This window comes from Curtobacterium sp. NPDC092190, assembly GCF_044755625.1.
Taxonomy (GTDB): Bacteria; Actinomycetota; Actinomycetes; order Actinomycetales; family Microbacteriaceae; genus Curtobacterium.
In genome coordinates, this window is record NZ_JBIVRJ010000002.1 from 441176 (window position 1) to 457436 (window position 16261).

Consider the following 16261-nt stretch of genomic DNA (forward strand, 5'->3'; position numbering starts at 1 on the left):
AGCTGGAAGGATGCGAGCATGCCGTGGCCGCGCGCCGTCCCGCTCAGCGCAGACCGTCTCTGCCTCGAACCCCTGACCGTCGAACACGCCGACGTGATGGTGGACGTGCTCGCGCCGGTGGAGCTGTACCACTTCACCGGCGGCGGACCGCCGAGCCTGGAGGAACTCCGTGCGCGCTACACCCGTCAGGTCCGGGGTCGGTCCCAGGACGGCACCGCAGGGTGGCTGAACTGGATCATCCGCCCCCGCCAGGGCCGCGCGCCGATCGGGTTCGTGCAGGCGACCCTGCACCGGACCGCCCAGGTCACGACGGCGGACCTCGCCTGGCTCGTCACGCCGAGCGGGCAAGGGCACGGGTTCGCGACCGAATCCGCGGAGCGCGCAGCGACGTGGCTGCGCTCGGTCGACGTGCGGGAGCTCAGGGCGCGGATCCACCCGGAGCACGGAGCCTCAGCACGTGTCGCCCTGCGGATCGGGATGCACCCGACGAGCACCCGTTGCGACGACGAGGTCCTCTGGCGGGAGCGACCACCAGCAAGCGACGAGTGCTGACGCGGGACTCGGTACCCGATCGGCTACTCGGACAGCAACGACCGGCGGCGTTCCGCTTCGTCGAGTCGCCAGCGGCCGATGGCAGCCGCGATCCCTGCGGGGACCGAGACGGCCAGTGGGTACTGCCAAGTGAGGTGGTCGTCCTCGAAGGCCAGCAGGAGCACCTGCATGCCGATCGCGGCGAGTGTTCCGCCGAGGACGGCATGTGCGCTCACACGGACGGCACGGCTCCGAGTGCGTCGGAGCGCGCGGCCGAGGAGCTGGGTGAACGGCAGCGCCACGGCAGCGCCGACGGCGGCGATCACGGCGAAGACGACGACGAAGACGACGACGAACAGGAGGGCGCTGGCGGCTCCGTCGAGCGAGACACCGCCCCGGATGGCGATGACGATGCAGGTGATGACCGCACCGGTCGGAGCGACAGCTCCAGCGAGCCAGATGTAGCTCGTCAGGACGAGCTTGTAGGTCGTCGCTCAGGTCCACGGTTCCACAGCAGCAACCATGCCGCATCGTACGATCTCAGGCGACGTGTTCTTCCCTCGGTGCCGGGTGCCAGCGGAAGACGTCGAGGAGACGGGACAGGCCCGGCGTCCGTGACGCCAGGACGAAGACCGCGTAGCCGAGGACCCCACCGACGGTGTTCCAGATGAAGTCGTCGACGTCGGCGACGTGGCCACCGGAGAAGAGCCGCTGCGCAGCAAGCTGCAGCAGTTCGATCGCCAGGCTCACCGCCGCGGCGGCGAGGAGGACCTTCCACCAGGACGGGCGGCGCATCAGGAGCGGGATCAGGACGCCCAGCGGGGCGAACACGACCACGTTGGTCACCGCGTCCGCAGCTTCGTAGTCGGAGAACGGGATCAGCGCCAGCGCTGGCGTCCACGGCTCAGCGTCGGGGAGCGGATCGAGGAACACGGGGAAGACGGTGTTCGCGAGGATGCCCGCGGCGTAGACAGCGATCACCCCAGCGACGGTCGCGCGCTGCCAGGTGAACCGTCCGGACCGGAGCAGGAACACCAGGTGCACGACGAAGACGATGATGCCGAAGACAGATGCAACGGGCAGGGCGGGGACTTCGCCGTACGGGTTGTCTGACATCAGCACGACACTACGTGTCGTCGCTCCGTCGTCGCCACTCTCCGCCGGCGTAGGCAAGCGTGAACAGCCCGAACATGGTGAGCGGTGAGATGGCCAGGAAGACCAGCATCGAGTCGACGAGGAACAACAGCAGCGCGGCGACGCCGAGAAGGACGACACCGCCGAGGAGCATCGTCCACAGCGGGAGACGTCTGCTCAGCCGCTGGCGGTCACCCATGGGACTGACGCTACCGGTCGCCGCGTCCGCGACCGCGCGCTCGTGCAGCCGTTCGTCGTGTCAACCGGCGGGCGGGGGACTGTCGTGAGTTCCCGTCGAGTCCTACCCTGGTGCGATGAAGGGTCCACGGTCCACCCGCCTCGCGGCCGCCGCTGGCCTGGTCGCGGTCCTCACCGGTTGCGCGACCCAGGCGCCGCCTGCTGACGGTCCGGCGATGAAGTCGCTGCAGCTCCGAGCCGTCGTGTCGGAGGTCGAGGAGGCGTGCACTGCGCCGCTGGTCACCACTGACGTCGCAGCATCGGCGTGTGACCAGGACGGCGCGACCACCTACCGGTTGGCGAAGTCGCTCGGGTCGATCACGCCGACCTCGGCGCACCGCTCCGACGGCGAAGGTGCGGGCGGGTCGATCGTGTTGCAGTTCGACAGGACCGACAGCGATGTCCTGGCCTCGGCCACCCGCGAGACGATCGACGAGCGCATGGCGATCCTCCTCGACGGCAGGGTGATCTCGGCGCCCCAGGTCATGGAACCCCTCACCGGCGGTGAGGTCACCCTCGCGTTCGGGTCGTCCGCCGAAGCTCGCGAGGTCGACGACCGCCTCCGCGCGACGACGTCCGAGGACTCCCGGTAGCCGGTCCCTCCCGGAACCGCCCGGTGAGAGGATCGGGCATGCCCACCGTCACTGCGCTGCTCGTCATCGACCTCCAACGCGGCGTCCTGCAGGGCTGCTTCGATGCCGACGGCGTGCTCCGTCGCTCCGCACAGCTGGTCGATCGGGCGCGGGCGTCGGGCGTACCCGTGGTCTGGGTGCAAGACCACGGCAGCTTCGCGGAAGGCACCGATCAGTGGGCGCTCGCGGCGCCGCTCGAACGAGGCGCCGGCGAGCCGCTCGTCCGCAAGGAGTACCGCGACTCTTTCGCCGGTACCGACCTCGCTGACGTCCTGGCATCGTCGGGCGTCCGGCACCTGGTCGTCGTCGGCGCCCAGAGCAACCACTGCATCCGGACGACCATGCGGGCAGCGGCCGCGCGCGGGTTCGACGTCACGCTGGTGTCCGACGCGCACACGACGACGGACGCCGAGCACGACGGCGTCGTGATCACCGGCGAACAGATCGTCGCGCACACGAACACGTCCTTCGACGGCCTCCGCTACCCGGGCCGTCGCTCCGCTGCCGAGCGACACGACCAGGTGCAGTTCCGTCCCGATCGGTGAGCGGAGGCGCACCGGGTCGACGTCGGGAGTGACCGCTCCTCCTACACTCGCCGGATGGACCAGGACACCGTCCTCGAGCACATCGCCGAGCGAGCGCGGGTCGTGGGGCACCCGCTGGTCGTCGGCATCTCCGGCTTCTGCGGCTCCGGCAAGTCGACGCTCGCACGCAGCCTCGTCGCAACACTGCCCGATGCCGTGCGCCTCCGCGGCGACGACTTCCTGGACCCCGCTCGATCACACCGCCGTTCCTCGGACTGGGACGGGGTGGAGCGCGACCGCCTGGTCTCGACGGTGCTGGAACCGTTCCGAGGAGGACGACCCGGGCACTTCCAGCGGTACGACTGGGCACGGCGGGCCCTCGGTCCCGAGGAACCGCTCCCGCAGGCGAGGATCCTCGTCCTGGACCTCATCGGACTCTTCCACCCCGAGGCGTTGCCCGCGCTCGACGCGACCGTCTGGTGCGACGTCGACCTCGACACCGCAGCTCGCCGCGGTACGGCCCGTGACCGGGCACTCGGCCGCAGTCACGACGCGCTCTGGCGCGACGTCTGGATCCCGAACGACCGGGACTTCGCGCAGCGCTTCGCGCCGCGCGACGCTGCCGACCTGCTCGTCGAGCCGTCCCGCTGACCCGTCCGCCTCTCGACGTGGACGCGACCCGGCGCCCGCAGTGACCGGCGCGGCGGCCGCGAGCCGTGCCTCCAGGCCGGTCACGAGCCGGATGCGGTCAGGCCCGGTCCAGCTGCCGGAGCTGGGCGACGTCCGGCCACGGCGCCCACTTCGCCCGCGGCGCGTGCAGCAGGTACGGCTGCGGCGTCGGGTAGGTGACCAACTCGAGCGTCGACCCCCACGGGGTGCGCGTGTAGACGAACCGGTTGCCCTCCCCGGCCTCCTCGCCGCGCAGCGGCCGCGGGTCCGAGTTGCGGACGGCACCGGCGGACTCCGCGCGGGCGAGGGCTGCGTCGAGGTCGTCGACGTACAGCGCCAGGTGCTGCCACCCGAGGTCCGACGGGTGCGCGGCGGCGCGCTGGTCGGGCCCGCGGTACTCGAAGAGCTCGAGTCCGGGTCCCTCGGGCAGCGCGAGCATGCGGATCGCGCCCTGCGCCATGGACGACGGGATGCCGAGGTAGCGGTGGGCCTCCGGTGTGCCGTTCGGCTCGTCGGTGGTCCGGCGCACGTCGTACAGCACGACGGCGTCGAAGGCGTTCGCGAAGAACGCCGTGGCGGCCTCCACGTCCGGCACGGTGACACCGACGTGGTCGATCCGGATGCCCGTGGTCATCCCTCGATGATGGAGCCGGTCGGGCGGCCTGGACGGGCTTGGGGCAGGACCTGCGGCGTTCCCTGCGGCATCCCGCAGCTGCCGTCCGGAACGAGCGTTCCAGCGGGCTGTCCGTGTCACACGACCGTTACACGAGGGAAACGGGCGACGCGAAGTGCCTTCGTAGCGTCGTCCTCGAGCGGGGACCCCCGCCGCACACTCCCACGGAGGACGCCTTGGTCACAGAGATCGCGACCCCGGTCGCCGCGCCCCACGCCCCCCGGACGACGTCGTCGGCAGCCGCCGGCGCCGGCATCGTCAAGCCCGGGTACGACCCGGCGCTCACCAACGAGGACCTCGCCCCGCTGCGCGAGCAGCGATGGACGAGCTACAACATCTTCGCCTTCTGGATGTCCGACGTGCACTCGGTCGGCGGGTACGTCACGGCCGGGTCGCTCTTCGCGCTCGGCATCGCGAGCTGGCAGGTGCTCGTCGCGCTGGTCGTTGGCATCCTCATCGTGCAGGTGTTCGCGAACCTCGTCGCGAAGCCGTCCCAGCGCACCGGGGTGCCGTACCCGGTCATCAACCGCGCGGTGTTCGGCGTCATCGGGGCGAACGTCCCCGCCGTCATCCGCGGCCTGATCGCGACGGCCTGGTACGGCGTGCAGACCTTCCTCGCCGCGCAGTCGCTCAACATCGTGTTCCTGAAGTTCGTCCCGGGCTCAGCGGCGCTGCTCGACCACTCGTTCCTCGGGCTCTCCGCGCTGGGCTGGATCTCGTACGGCATCCTCTGGGTCGCGCAGGCCGCGCTCTTCTCGATGGGCATGGAGGCGATCCGCCGCTTCATCGACTTCGCCGGTCCGGCCGTCTACGTCGTGATGATCGCGCTCGCCGTCTACCTCGTCGCCCGGGCCGGCATCGGCAACATCTCACTGACGCTGCACACGGGCGCGCCGATGTCGTTCGGTGCCTCGATCCCGGTCATGCTCTCGGCCGTGGCGATCGTCGTCAGCTACTTCTCCGGCCCGATGCTGAACTTCGGTGACTTCTCGCGCTACGGTCGCTCGTTCCGAGCCGTCAAGCGCGGCAACCTCTGGGGCCTGCCGGTCAACTTCCTGTTCTTCTCGGTCCTCACCGTGCTCTGCGCGAGCGCGACGGTCCCGGTGTTCGGCAAGCTCATCACCGACCCGATCGAGACCGTCCAGGCGATCGACGCACCCTTCGCGATCCTGCTCGGCGGTCTGACGTTCGTCACCGCGACCGTCGGCATCAACATCGTCGCGAACTTCATCAGCCCCGCGTTCGACTTCTCGAACGTCGCCCCGCGCAAGATCAGCTGGCGGACGGGCGGCATGATCGCGGCGGTCGGCTCGGTCCTCCTGACGCCGTGGAACTGGTACGGCAACGACCAGGCGATCCTCTACACGCTCGGCATCCTCGGCGCGCTGATCGGCCCGCTGTTCGGCATCCTGATCGCCGGCTACTACCTGGTCGCGAAGCAGCGGGTGGCGGTCGACGACATGTACACGAAGGAGCCCACCGCCCGGTACTGGTACCGCGCCGGGTGGAACCCGAACGCGATGTGGACGCTCCTGCTCGCCGGTGCCGTGTCGGTCGCGAGCGCGGTGCTGCCGCCGGCGACGGGCGTGCTGCCCTGGTTGAGCAACTACAGCTGGTTCATCGGCTGCGGCCTCGGGTTGGTCGTCTTCTGGGCGCTCGAGCGCCGGTCGCCGCGGATGCCGGTGCTGGCATCGGAGGACCCGACGGTCGACGACGGCGCGGCTGCAGGACGCGACTGACCGTCCGCCACACCCCTGCACCGACCCCGGCCGGGAGGCGCGACACGCCTCCCGGCCGGACCGTCGCCGCCCGGGTCCACCACCTCCTCCTCGTCCCCACCCCCGCCTGAGAGGCCCCGCTTGCGCATCCGCGTCGTCAACCCCAACACCACCCCGTCGATGACGGCCTCGATCGGCCGCGCCGCGGCCGCGGTCGCCGGAACCGGCACCGTCGTCGAGGCGGTGACGCCCACCACCGGACCCGCCTCGATCGAGAGTCACTACGAGGAGGCCCTGGCGGTCCCCGGGCTCCTGGAGCAGATCGCGCTCGGCGAGCAGGAGGGTGTCGACGCGTACGTCGTCGCGTGCTTCGGCGACCCGGGTCTCGACGCCGCGCGCGAGCTGGCCGTCGGGCCGGTGCTCGGGATCGCCGAGGCCGGCTTCCACGCCGCTGCGATGCTGGGGCGCCGGTTCGGGGTCGTCACGACGCTGGCGCGCACGACGGGACGGGCGTGGGAGCTCGCGGAGCGCTACGGGTTCGCGTCCCTGGTGACCGAGGTCCGTGCGTGCGAGGTGCCGGTGCTGCAGCTCGACGATCCGACGTCGGGCGCCCGGGAGCTCGTCGTCGAGGAGTGCCGCGCCGTGCTCGCCGGCGGCGCCGATGCGGTGGTGCTCGGCTGCGCGGGCATGGCCGCGTTCTGTGCCGAGGTCTCGCGCGAGATCGGTGCGCCGGTGGTCGACGGAGTGGCTGCGGCGACGGTGCTCGCGGAGTCGCTCGTCCGGCTCGGGCTGCGCACGGGCAAGACCGGCGAGTACGCCCCTCCGCCGCCGAAGCCGGTGACCGGGCTGCTGTCCGGCTTCACGCTGCAGACGTCCGACGTCTCCGCGCCGATCGTGCTCGCGGGGGCCTCGGCATGAGCGCCGCGGTGGGCGCCGACCTGGTGCTCCGCGCTCGGCGGGCGTGGGTCGACGGCGTCCTCCGCCCGGCCGCGGTGATGGTCCGCGACGGCGTGGTCGACGCGGTCCTGCCGTTCGGTGCCGCGGTCGTGGCTCCGCTCGACCGCACCGTGCCCGACGAGCACGTGCTCCTGCCCGGGCTCGTCGACACGCACGTGCACGTCAACGAACCCGGTCGCACCGAGTGGGAGGGCTTCGCCTCGGCCACGCGAGCGGCCGCACTCGGTGGGGTGACCACGATCATCGACATGCCGCTGAACTCGATCCCGGCGACGGTCGACGTCGACGCCCTCGCGGCGAAGCGGGCGAGCGCCGCGGGCCGGGTCGCGGTGGACGTCGGGTTCTGGGGCGGTGCGGTCCCGGCCAACGCGGGGGAGCGCCGTCCGCTGCACGACGCCGGGGTCTTCGGCTTCAAGTGCTTCACCGCGCCGAGCGGCGTCGACGAGTTCCCGCACCTCGACCCGGCACGGCTCCGAGCGGCGATCGAGGAGGTCGCCGAGCTCGACGCCCTGCTCATCGTGCACGCCGAGGACCCGGACCACCTCGTGCCGCACGAGACGCTCGGCGGACGGTACGCCGACTTCCTCGCCACCCGTCCGAGCAGCGCCGAGCAGTCCGCGGTCGCGCGGGTCCTCGACGGCGCGCGGTCGACGGGTGCCCGCGTGCACGTGCTGCACCTGTCCGACGCCGGGGTCCTCCCGATGATCCGCGCCGCGAAGGCCGACGGGGTCCGGGTGACCGTCGAGACGTGTCCGCACTACCTGGCGTTCGAGGCCGGGTCGATCCCGGACGGCGCGACCGAGTTCAAGTGCTGCCCGCCGATCCGCGACGACGCGAACCGCGACGCGCTCTGGGCGGGGCTGCTCGACGGCACGATCGACTGCGTCGTGTCGGACCACTCGCCGTCCACAGCCGACCTGAAGACCGACGACTGGGGGTCGGCGTGGGGCGGCATCGCCGGACTCCAGGTCGGCTTCCGGGCGGTCTGGACCGAGGCCGTGCGCCGGGGGCTCCCGCTCGAGGCCGTCCTGCCCTGGTTCACGACCGGCCCCGCGGCGATCGTCGGCTTCCACGACCGCGGTCGGATCGCGCCGGGTGCGGTCGCGCACCTCGCCGTCCTCGACCCGGCGGCCGAGGGCGTCGTCGAGGTGTCGGCCCTGGCCCACCGCAACCCGGTGTCCGCGTACGCCGGCCTGCACACGCTCGGGGTCGTCACCGAGACCTGGCTCCGCGGGCGGCTCGTGGCGACGGCCGGCCACGGGGTCACCGCCGTCGAGGGGGTCCTGCTCGACCGCCCCGCGGCGCCGCAACACGCACGAAACGGACGTTTCGCTACGCTCGTTCCCGGAACGGAGGCATCATGACGCAGCCAGTCAACCCACCCGCCCGACTCCTGATGGGACCGGGGCCGATCGACGCCGACCCCCGCGTGCTCCGCGCGCTGTCGACCCCGCTCGTCGGGCAGTACGACCCGTGGATGACGACGACGATGACCGCGACGCAGGAGCTCTACCGCCAGGTCTTCGGGACACGGAACGACGCCACCGTGCTCGTCGACGGCACGTCCCGCGCGGGCATCGAAGCGGCCCTGGTGTCACTGCTCGCCCCGGGGGACCGGGTGCTCGTGCCGGTCTTCGGACGCTTCGGGCACCTGCTCGCCGAGATCGCGACCCGTGCCGGTGCCGAGGTGCACACCATCGAGACCGCGTGGGGGCAGGTCTTCCCGCCGTCCGTGATCGAGGACGCGGTGCGCCGGGTCCGACCGAAGGTCCTGGCGATCGTGCAGGGCGACACCTCGACGACGATGAACCAGCCGCTCGACGAGCTCGGGGCGATCTGTGACCGGCACGGCGCCCTCCTCTACACCGACGCGACGGCGAGCATCGGCGGCAACCCGCTCGAGACCGACGCTTGGGGCATCGACGTCGTGAGCGCCGGCCTGCAGAAGTGCCTGGGCGGCCCCTCCGGCAGTGCACCGATCACCCTGTCGCCGCGTGCCGTGGCCGTGCTCGACGGTCGCCGCAGCATCGAGGCCGGCATCCGCGAGGCCGACGACGTCGTGTCCGACGACCCGATCCGCTCGAACTACCTCGACCTCGCGATGATCCTCGACTACTGGGGTCCGCGGCGCCTCAATCACCACACCGAGGCCGCGTCGATGCTCTACGCCGCGAACGAGTGCGCCCGCATCCTGCTCGAGGAGGGGCGGGACGCCGTGGTCGAGCGCCACGCGATCGCCGGTCGCGCGATGCTCGCCGGGGTCGAGGCGCTCGGACTGCAGGTGTTCGGTGACGTCGCGCACAAGATGCACAACGTGGTCGCCGTGGAGATCCCGGACGGCGTCGTCGGCGACGAGGTACGGGGCGCGATGCTCGAGGACCACGGCATCGAGATCGGGACCTCGTTCGGGCCGCTGCACGGACGGGTCTGGCGCATCGGCACGATGGGCTACAACGCCCGCAAGGACACCGTCGTGCGCACGCTGGCCGCCCTCGAACACTGCCTGCGCCGGGCCGGGCACGCCGTCCCGCAGGGCGCCGGGGTCGACGCCGCGCTCGACGTCCACGCCGGCCGCGTCGCGCCGGTCGGGGCAGCCCTGTGACGACGACGACCGGACCCGCGACGGCCGAGGCCCCCGCGGCGCCGACCGCGAGCACCCGGGCGATCGCCGACGCCGCGACGATCGTCCGGTGGTGCGACGCGCTCGCCGGGATCTCGCAGGACGACGGACGCACCACCCGCGTCTACCTGTCGCCGGAGCACGCCCGGGTGAACGCCGTGGTCGCGGAGTGGATGCGCGACGCCGGACTCCGCACCTGGCAGGACGCCGCGGGCAACCTGCACGGCATCGTCGACGGTGCGACGCCGGACGCACCCGTGCTGCTGCTCGGCTCACACCTCGACACCGTGGTGGACGCCGGCCGGTACGACGGCGTGGTCGGCGTGCTCATGGCGATCCGCACGGTGGCGCGGCTCACGGCCTCCGGCCCGCTGCCCTTCGCGCTGCAGGTGATCGCGTTCTCCGACGAGGAAGGGACGCGCTTCGGCAAGGCACTGTTGGGCTCGTCGGCCGTGGCGGGGGTCTGGGACGACGCGTGGTGGGACCTCGAGGACGGCGACGGTGTCACGCTCCGCCGGGCCTTCACCGACTTCGGGCTCGATCCGGAACGCGTCGGCGAGGCGGCACTGCCCCCGGAGCGGCTCGTCGGCTACCTCGAGGCGCACATCGAGCAGGGCCCCCACCTCGAGCAGGCGGGGCAGGCGCTCGGTGTCGTCACGAGCATCGCGAGCGCCCGGCGGTTCACCGTCGAGGCCGTCGGCGAGGCACGGCACGCCGGCGGCACCCCGTACGAGCGGCGTCACGACGCGCTGCTCGCCGCGGCCGAGGCGGCGCTCGCCGTCGAGCGGATCTGTCGCGCCGAGCAGCACGTCGGCACCGTCGGTACGATGTCCGTCGAGCCCGGGGCGGTCAACGTCGTCCCCGGCCTGGCCCGGTTCAGCGTCGACCTGCGGGGGGAGTTCGACGAGGGGCGTGACCGCGTCTGGGAGTCGATCACGGCGGTCTTCGACGAGATCGGAGCCCGTCGTGGCGTGACCGTGTCGCCGACCGAGGTGCACCGTGCCCCGGCGGTGTTCTGTGCGCCGGTGTTGATGGACGCCGTCCGTGCGGGGATCGCCGCGACCGGGGAGGCCACCCCCGCGGAGCTCTTCTCGCGCGCCGGGCACGACGCGATGTCCCTCGGGCTGGTCACCGACGTCGCGATGCTGTTCCTGCGGAACCCCGACGGCATCAGCCACCACCCGGACGAGTTCGTCTCCGAGGACGACGTCGCGCTCGGCCTCGACGCGCTGGCCGTCGCCGTCGAGCGCATCGCCGACGACCGTGCGGAGACCCGGTGAGCGCCGCGCCCGACGTCCGTGCCCGGGTGGACGCGGTCTGGGATCGCCTGTCGCCCGCGGAACGCCGGGTCGCCGCGATGGTCCGGCACGATCCGGAGCTGCTGCTCGTCGGCACCTCCGCCGAGCTCGCGGCCGAGTCGGGCACGTCGAAGGCCACCGTCTCGCGGCTCGTCCGGTCCCTGGGGTTCCAGGACGCCGCCGAGGTCCGCCAGGAGCTCATGTCCGCGCGGGGGAGCGGCCTGCCGTGGGCTGCCGAGGACGCCGCGCACGTCGACCAGCGGGCCGTCGAGGCACGCAACCTCGACGCCGCGTTCGCCTCGCTCGCCCGCGCCGACCGCGTCCGGCTCGCCCGCCGGATCGTCCGTGCCCGGCGGGTGCTCGTCGTCGGGGAACGCGGCGCACACCCCGTCGCCATGCAGCTCCGGTCGCAGTTGGCCCAGGTGCGACCGGACGTCCGGATCGGTCCGGCACCGGGGCAGCGCCTGGGCGAGGAGGTCGCCGACCTCGACCGCCGCGACCTCGTCGTGCTCGTCACGGTCAGGCGGCACGCGGCGGGTGCCGAACGGCTCGTGCGGCACTGTGTCGCGACCGGCGCCGACGTGGTCGTGCTCGGCGACCCGACCGCAGCCGTGATCGCGGCGCCCGCGGCGACCGCGGTGCTCTGCCCGGTGGACTCGCCGTCGGCGTTCGACTCGATGGCGGCGCTCTTCGCGGTCGTCGCGGCGATCGCGAACGACGTGTACGAGGCCTCCGGGCCGGCAGGGCGTGCCCGGGTGGACGCCGTGGCGGCGGCCTACGACGCGCTCGGGGAGCTCGCCCCCCGCTGACCGTCCCCGTCCCGCTCGAGCTCGTCGCGCAGCGATGCGTTGCGCGCGGCGATCAACCGCGGCAGGTAGCGGGCCAGCGCGATCCGCTCGGCCAGCCACCCGAGCGGACCGAGGGGCGCGCGGAAGACGACCTCGTCGACCATCCGCGTCCCGTCGGCCGACGGCTCGAACCGGTGCTCGTGCCGGAACCGGGCGAACGGACCACGCACCTGCTCGTCGACGAAGCGACCCGGAGCCTCCAGGGCGGTGATCCTGCTCGTCATCGACCAGACGATCCCGAAGTGCCGTGCGCGCCACGTGACGCTCTCGCCGAGCCCGATGGTGCCGGTCGTCGTCCCGGCCACGGCGCGTTCGTCGGTGTCGGCCATCGAGCGTTCGTGCGCGCCGATGTCGAGCGACAGCGCGAAGACGCGCTCCACCGGAGCGGCGATCTCGGTGTCCACCCGGAAGGCGACGGTCACGCGTCCGGCCAGACCTGCGGCACTGTGCGGTCGTCGTCGCGCAGCACCGCGGCGAGCAGCTGGTCGTTGCGGACGCCCCGGTGCACGACGGCCGACCGGGACCGACCCTCGAAGCGCATGCCGATCCGCCGGGCCGTCGCGGACGACGCGGCGTTCGTCCCGAGTGCGCGCCACTGCACCCGCACCAGGCCGATCCCGTCCGGTGGTGCGGCGAACGCCCACGCCAGCACACGATCGGCGGCCTCGGCCATCAGTCCCTGCCCGCGGCCGTCGGGGTGCAGCGCCCAGCCGATCTCGCCGGCCCCGTCCACGAAGCCGAAGACACCGACGGTACCGAGCAGCCGCGGGTCCTCCGCACGGCGGATCCCGAAGTCGTACCGGGTGTCGTCACGCCACCCGACCTCGACCAGGTCGAGCCACTGACGGGCCTCGGCGTGCCCGTACGGCACGGGGACCGGGGTGAACGCGATGACGTCCGGGTCGTTCGCGTACGCGATGACGGCGTCGGCGTCGGCGGGACCCGGCGCGGAGAGCACGAGCCGGTCGGTCCGGAGCGTCACGGGGAGCACACCGCGAGCCTAGCGACGGCGCGACCACGCGGTAGCGTCGGCGACATGACGTTCGACTCCCTCGCCTTCCCGGTCATCGACGGACACAACGACCTCCCGTGGGAACGCCGCGAGTCGCACGACTCCGGCGTCGAGGGCATCGACCGCGGACAGGGCACGCTGCACACCGACCTGCCGAAGCTCCGGGCCGGCGGGGTCGTGGGCCAGTTCTGGTCGGTGTTCGTGCCGTCGGACGACCCGGACCCGGTGTGCACCACCCTGCAGCAGATCGACACCGCGCACCGGATCATCGCGCGGTACCCCGACGACCTGACCTTCGTCCGCACCGCTGCCGAACTGCGCACCGCCGTCGACGCCGGACGGATCGCGTCGCTGCTCGGCGCCGAGGGCGGGCACTCCATCGGTGACGACCTCGCGGTGCTCCGGTCCTTCGCCCGGCTCGGCGTCCGCTACATGACGCTGACGCACAACGACGACACGACCTGGGCCGACTCGGCCACCGGCGCCCGGGCACACGGCGGCCTGACCGACCGCGGACGCGAGATCGTCGCCGAGATGGAGCGGATCGGCATGCTCGTCGACCTGTCGCACACCGCGCCGGCGACGATGCGCGACACCCTCGACGTCGCGACGCAACCGGTCGTGTTCAGCCACTCGTCCACCGTCGCCGTCGACGACCACCCGCGGAACGTGCCCGACGACGTGCTCGCCCGGCTCGCCGACAACGGGGGCGTCGTGATGATCACCTTCGTGCCGAAGTTCGTGTCCCGCGCGTGGGCCGACTGGGAGGAAGCGGGGTCCGAGGGGGAACCGCCGATCGTCACGGTGGCGGACGTCGCCGACCACGTCGACCACGCCCGTGCGGTCGCGGGCGCGGCCCACCTGGGCCTCGGAGGCGACTACGACGGCACGCCCGTGCTGCCGCCGGACCTGCGGGACGTGTCGCGGTACCCGGTGCTCGCGGAGGAGCTGCGGCGACGCGGCTGGGGTGACGACGACCTGCGGGCGCTCGCCGGGGGGAACGTGCTGCGGGTCCTCGAGGCGACGGACGAGCGGTTCGCGCAGAGCGCGCTGCGCTGAGCCGCGTGGGCGCCGGCGCGGTGGGGCAGGGGCGGCCGGGAGGCGCGGTGTGTGCCCGCCTCCTCCCGCCCGGCCCGTCAGCGCATCGCGTTCTGATCGCGGTTGCCGTACATCCGGATTGCTCGGTTGCGCCCGTCGCGCCCACGACACTCGTGGGATGAATGAGGGGAACCTGCTGCCAGCGGCCTACCGAGACACGCTCTGCGCCATCCGTGATCACGTCCGGGGCACCAGGACCAGGGTGCAACTCGCCGCGAACGCGCACCTGGTCCACCTCTCCTGGACGATCGGTCAGGAGCTGCGATCGCCCTGGGGCCACATCACGCTCCTGCTCGGTGTGCGAGAGCCTGACGCACGGGAGTGGTACGCAGCCGACGCTGCCGATTCCGGGTGGTCGCGGCACGTCCTGCGTCACAACATCAGGAGCGACGCGTTCGGACGACAGGGTGCTGCCCGGACCGACCTCAGCCGTCTGCTCGACGCTGACGGTGCCGACCTGGCCCAGCAGATCACCCGCGACCCGTACGTCCTCGACTTCCTCGCGGTGGACGGCGACCGCGACGAGCGCACCGGTGGGAGTCGCCTCCTCCGAGCTCCTGCCGCCGGAGTTGCAGCGGTCGCTGCCGACCGAAGCACAGTTGCGTCGGGCGCTGCTCGGTGGTGGATGACGGGAGCGTCAAGGGGCGTCATCGACAGGGGAACACCGGGCGCCGTCGCTAGGATCGCGAGCGGACCGCAGCGCCGCCACCGACGGCGTGAGAACTCGACCCGGAGGACGACAACGGATGACCGGCACCATCTACGACAACATCTCGCAGGCGTTCGGCAACACCCCACTCGTCCGGCTCAACCGCCTGCCGAAGGCCGACGGCGCCGAGGTCCTCGCGAAGCTCGAGTTCTACAACCCGGGCTCGAGCGTCAAGGACCGCCTCGGTGTCGCGATCATCGACGCGGCCGAGGAGTCCGGCGAGCTGCGCCCCGGCGGCACCGTCGTCGAGGGCTCGTCCGGCAACACCGGCATCGCCCTGGCGCTGGTCGGCGCCGCCCGCGGCTACCGCGTCGTCATCACGATGCCCGAGACGATGAGCGTCGAGCGGCGTGCCCTGATCCGTGCCTTCGGCGCCGAGATCGTCCTGACCCCGGGTTCCGAGGGCATGAAGGGCGCCGTGGCGCGTGCGGGCCAGATCGTCGACGAGACCCCCGGCGCGATCCTGGCCCACCAGTTCGAGACGGCCGCGAACGCCGCGATCCACCGCAGGACCACGGCGGAGGAGATCCTCCGCGACACCGAGGGCCACGTCGACGTCTTCGTCGCCGGTGTCGGGACCGGCGGGACGATCACGGGTGTCGGTCAGGTGCTCAAGGAGCGCGTGCCGGGCGTGCAGATCGTCGCTGTCGAGCCGAAGGACTCCCCGCTGCTGACCGAGGGCAAGGCGGGGCCGCACAAGATCCAGGGGATCGGCGCCAACTTCGTCCCCGAGGTCCTCGACCGTGAGGTCATCGACGAGGTGTTCGACGTCGAGCTCGACGACGCACTCCTGCTCGCCCGCGCGCTCGGTACCGAGGAGGGCATCCTGGCCGGCATCTCGTCGGGCGCGATCATCCACGCCGCCGTCGAGATCGCCGCCCGTCCGGAGAACGCCGGCAAGCGCGTGGTCGCGATCGTGTGCGACACCGGCGAGCGCTACCTGTCGACACCGCTGTTCGAGGGGCTCACTGCGTGACGCGTGCCGTCCGACGCGGCGTGCTGTGGCGGGTCCGCGAGGACCTCGCTGCGGCACGCCGCGGTGACCCCGCTGCCCGGGGTGACCTGGAGAACGCGGTGGTCTACTCGGGGCTGCACGCGATCTGGACCTACCGGTTCACGCACCGGTTGTGGCTCGCGCGTGGTCTCCCTGGATCCCGGTTCGCGGCCCGGGTGGTCGCGCAGGTCGCTCGATCGATCACGGGCATCGAGATCCACCCCGGCGCCCGCATCGGTCGGCGCTTCTTCATCGACCACGGCCTCGGTGTCGTGATCGGCGAGACGGCGGTCATCGGTGACGACGTGCTGGTGTTCCACGGCGTCACGCTCGGCGGGCGCGGGGGCGAGCACGGCCCGGGGCGGCGGCGGCACCCGACCGTGGGTGACCGCGTGGTGCTCGGAGCCGGGTCGTCGCTGATCGGCGCGATCACGATCGGCGCGGACTCCGTGGTCGGCGCGAACACGGTCGTGACGAAGGACGTCCCCGCGGGCTCGGTCGTCACCGGCGTCGCCGGTACGGCCCGGCCGAGGTCGGGGCACGAGGGCGTCCCGACGCTCTGACCGTGGGCGGCCGCGAGCGCCGGGCGATCGAGCGCCCCGGTCGA

At 72.5% G+C, this 16261-nt stretch carries 19 protein-coding genes and 1 pseudogene; 14 read left to right on the forward strand and 6 right to left on the reverse strand.

Annotated features, from left to right (window positions below):
- Positions 1 to 18: 18 nt before the first annotated feature.
- Positions 19 to 552: a GNAT family N-acetyltransferase gene (locus ACIQFY_RS06240; protein ID WP_400338823.1), complete on the forward strand. Its 534-nt coding sequence runs from the start codon at positions 19 to 21 to the stop codon at positions 550 to 552.
- Between the two features lie 23 nt (positions 553 to 575).
- On the opposite strand, the gene ACIQFY_RS06245 is transcribed toward ACIQFY_RS06240, so the two are convergent.
- From ACIQFY_RS06245 to ACIQFY_RS06255, 3 genes are all read right to left on the reverse strand, one after another.
- The gene (locus ACIQFY_RS06245; protein WP_400338824.1) at positions 576 to 857 is read right to left on the reverse strand and encodes a hypothetical protein; all 282 of its coding nucleotides are present in this window, start codon (positions 855 to 857) and stop codon (positions 576 to 578) included.
- A 214-nt stretch (positions 858 to 1071) separates the two neighbouring features.
- The gene (locus ACIQFY_RS06250; protein WP_311206071.1) at positions 1072 to 1647 is read right to left on the reverse strand and encodes a VanZ family protein; all 576 of its coding nucleotides are present in this window, start codon (positions 1645 to 1647) and stop codon (positions 1072 to 1074) included.
- A 10-nt stretch (positions 1648 to 1657) separates the two neighbouring features.
- Positions 1658 to 1864 (reverse strand): hypothetical protein, encoded by a 207-nt coding sequence (locus tag ACIQFY_RS06255; protein WP_400338826.1) that lies wholly within the window; start codon positions 1862 to 1864, stop codon positions 1658 to 1660.
- A gap of 115 nt (positions 1865 to 1979) precedes the next feature.
- On the opposite strand from ACIQFY_RS06255, the gene ACIQFY_RS06260 reads away from it, so the two are divergent.
- The 3 genes from ACIQFY_RS06260 to ACIQFY_RS06270 are packed head-to-tail and all read left to right on the forward strand — an operon-like array spanning position 1980 to position 3709.
- Positions 1980 to 2495, forward strand: coding sequence for a SecDF P1 head subdomain-containing protein (locus ACIQFY_RS06260; protein WP_400338828.1), 516 nt, complete (start codon positions 1980 to 1982; stop codon positions 2493 to 2495).
- Between the two features lie 38 nt (positions 2496 to 2533).
- A complete protein-coding gene (locus ACIQFY_RS06265) occupies positions 2534 to 3079 on the forward strand; it encodes a cysteine hydrolase family protein (protein WP_400338829.1) in 546 nt (181 codons plus the stop codon).
- Positions 3080 to 3133: 54 nt separating this feature from the next.
- Positions 3134 to 3709 carry a uridine kinase gene (locus ACIQFY_RS06270; RefSeq protein WP_400338832.1) on the forward strand — a complete coding sequence of 192 codons (576 nt, stop codon included), beginning with the start codon at positions 3134 to 3136 and terminating at the stop codon, positions 3707 to 3709.
- A gap of 97 nt (positions 3710 to 3806) precedes the next feature.
- Here ACIQFY_RS06270 and ACIQFY_RS06275 read toward each other — a convergent pair whose 3' ends face one another.
- Positions 3807 to 4361, reverse strand: coding sequence for a VOC family protein (locus tag ACIQFY_RS06275; protein WP_209684983.1), 555 nt, complete (start codon positions 4359 to 4361; stop codon positions 3807 to 3809).
- A gap of 215 nt (positions 4362 to 4576) precedes the next feature.
- On the opposite strand from ACIQFY_RS06275, the gene ACIQFY_RS06280 reads away from it, so the two are divergent.
- From ACIQFY_RS06280 to ACIQFY_RS06305, 6 genes are all read left to right on the forward strand, one after another.
- Positions 4577 to 6139, forward strand: coding sequence for an NCS1 family nucleobase:cation symporter-1 (locus tag ACIQFY_RS06280; protein WP_400338834.1), 1563 nt, complete (start codon positions 4577 to 4579; stop codon positions 6137 to 6139).
- A gap of 120 nt (positions 6140 to 6259) precedes the next feature.
- Entirely contained in the window at positions 6260 to 7036 is a 777-nt protein-coding gene (locus ACIQFY_RS06285) for an aspartate/glutamate racemase family protein (protein ID WP_326495374.1), read from the forward strand.
- On the forward strand, positions 7033 to 8439 hold the full coding sequence (gene allB / locus ACIQFY_RS06290; RefSeq protein ID WP_400338838.1) for an allantoinase AllB: 1407 nt from the start codon (positions 7033 to 7035) through the stop codon (positions 8437 to 8439). Before ACIQFY_RS06285 ends, allB begins: the two co-directional genes overlap by 4 nt.
- Positions 8436 to 9677 carry an alanine--glyoxylate aminotransferase family protein gene (locus ACIQFY_RS06295; RefSeq protein ID WP_251154563.1) on the forward strand — a complete coding sequence of 414 codons (1242 nt, stop codon included), beginning with the start codon at positions 8436 to 8438 and terminating at the stop codon, positions 9675 to 9677. Before allB ends, ACIQFY_RS06295 begins: the two co-directional genes overlap by 4 nt.
- On the forward strand, positions 9674 to 10975 hold the full coding sequence (locus tag ACIQFY_RS06300) for an allantoate amidohydrolase (protein ID WP_400338841.1): 1302 nt from the start codon (positions 9674 to 9676) through the stop codon (positions 10973 to 10975). Before ACIQFY_RS06295 ends, ACIQFY_RS06300 begins: the two co-directional genes overlap by 4 nt.
- Positions 10972 to 11802 carry an SIS domain-containing protein gene (locus tag ACIQFY_RS06305; protein WP_326495378.1) on the forward strand — a complete coding sequence of 277 codons (831 nt, stop codon included), beginning with the start codon at positions 10972 to 10974 and terminating at the stop codon, positions 11800 to 11802. The genes ACIQFY_RS06300 and ACIQFY_RS06305 overlap by 4 nt, the downstream gene beginning before the upstream one ends.
- Here the strand turns inward: ACIQFY_RS06305 and ACIQFY_RS06310 are convergent.
- Together ACIQFY_RS06310 and ACIQFY_RS06315 are read right to left on the reverse strand one after the other, a co-directional pair.
- On the reverse strand, positions 11769 to 12263 hold the full coding sequence (locus tag ACIQFY_RS06310) for an SRPBCC family protein (RefSeq protein WP_326495379.1): 495 nt from the start codon (positions 12261 to 12263) through the stop codon (positions 11769 to 11771). The two genes, ACIQFY_RS06305 and ACIQFY_RS06310, sit on opposite strands and share 34 nt — an antisense overlap.
- Positions 12260 to 12832, reverse strand: a complete 573-nt coding sequence (locus tag ACIQFY_RS06315) for a GNAT family protein (RefSeq protein ID WP_326495380.1) — start codon at positions 12830 to 12832, stop codon at positions 12260 to 12262. Before ACIQFY_RS06315 ends, ACIQFY_RS06310 begins: the two co-directional genes overlap by 4 nt.
- Positions 12833 to 12877: 45 nt before the next feature.
- Between ACIQFY_RS06315 and ACIQFY_RS06320 the strand changes: the two genes are divergently transcribed.
- From ACIQFY_RS06320 to epsC, 4 genes and pseudogenes are all read left to right on the forward strand, one after another.
- On the forward strand, positions 12878 to 13912 hold the full coding sequence (locus ACIQFY_RS06320; RefSeq protein WP_400338845.1) for a dipeptidase: 1035 nt from the start codon (positions 12878 to 12880) through the stop codon (positions 13910 to 13912).
- 157 nt (positions 13913 to 14069) lie between these two features.
- Positions 14070 to 14342 (forward strand): annotated as a pseudogene (locus ACIQFY_RS06325) (DUF1016 N-terminal domain-containing protein); the annotation flags it as partial.
- Between the two features lie 355 nt (positions 14343 to 14697).
- The gene (gene cysK / locus ACIQFY_RS06330; protein WP_400338847.1) at positions 14698 to 15636 is read left to right on the forward strand and encodes a cysteine synthase A; all 939 of its coding nucleotides are present in this window, start codon (positions 14698 to 14700) and stop codon (positions 15634 to 15636) included.
- Positions 15633 to 16217, forward strand: a complete 585-nt coding sequence (epsC, locus tag ACIQFY_RS06335; protein ID WP_235426355.1) for a serine O-acetyltransferase EpsC — start codon at positions 15633 to 15635, stop codon at positions 16215 to 16217. The genes cysK and epsC overlap by 4 nt, the downstream gene beginning before the upstream one ends.
- Positions 16218 to 16261: the final 44 nt, after the last annotated feature.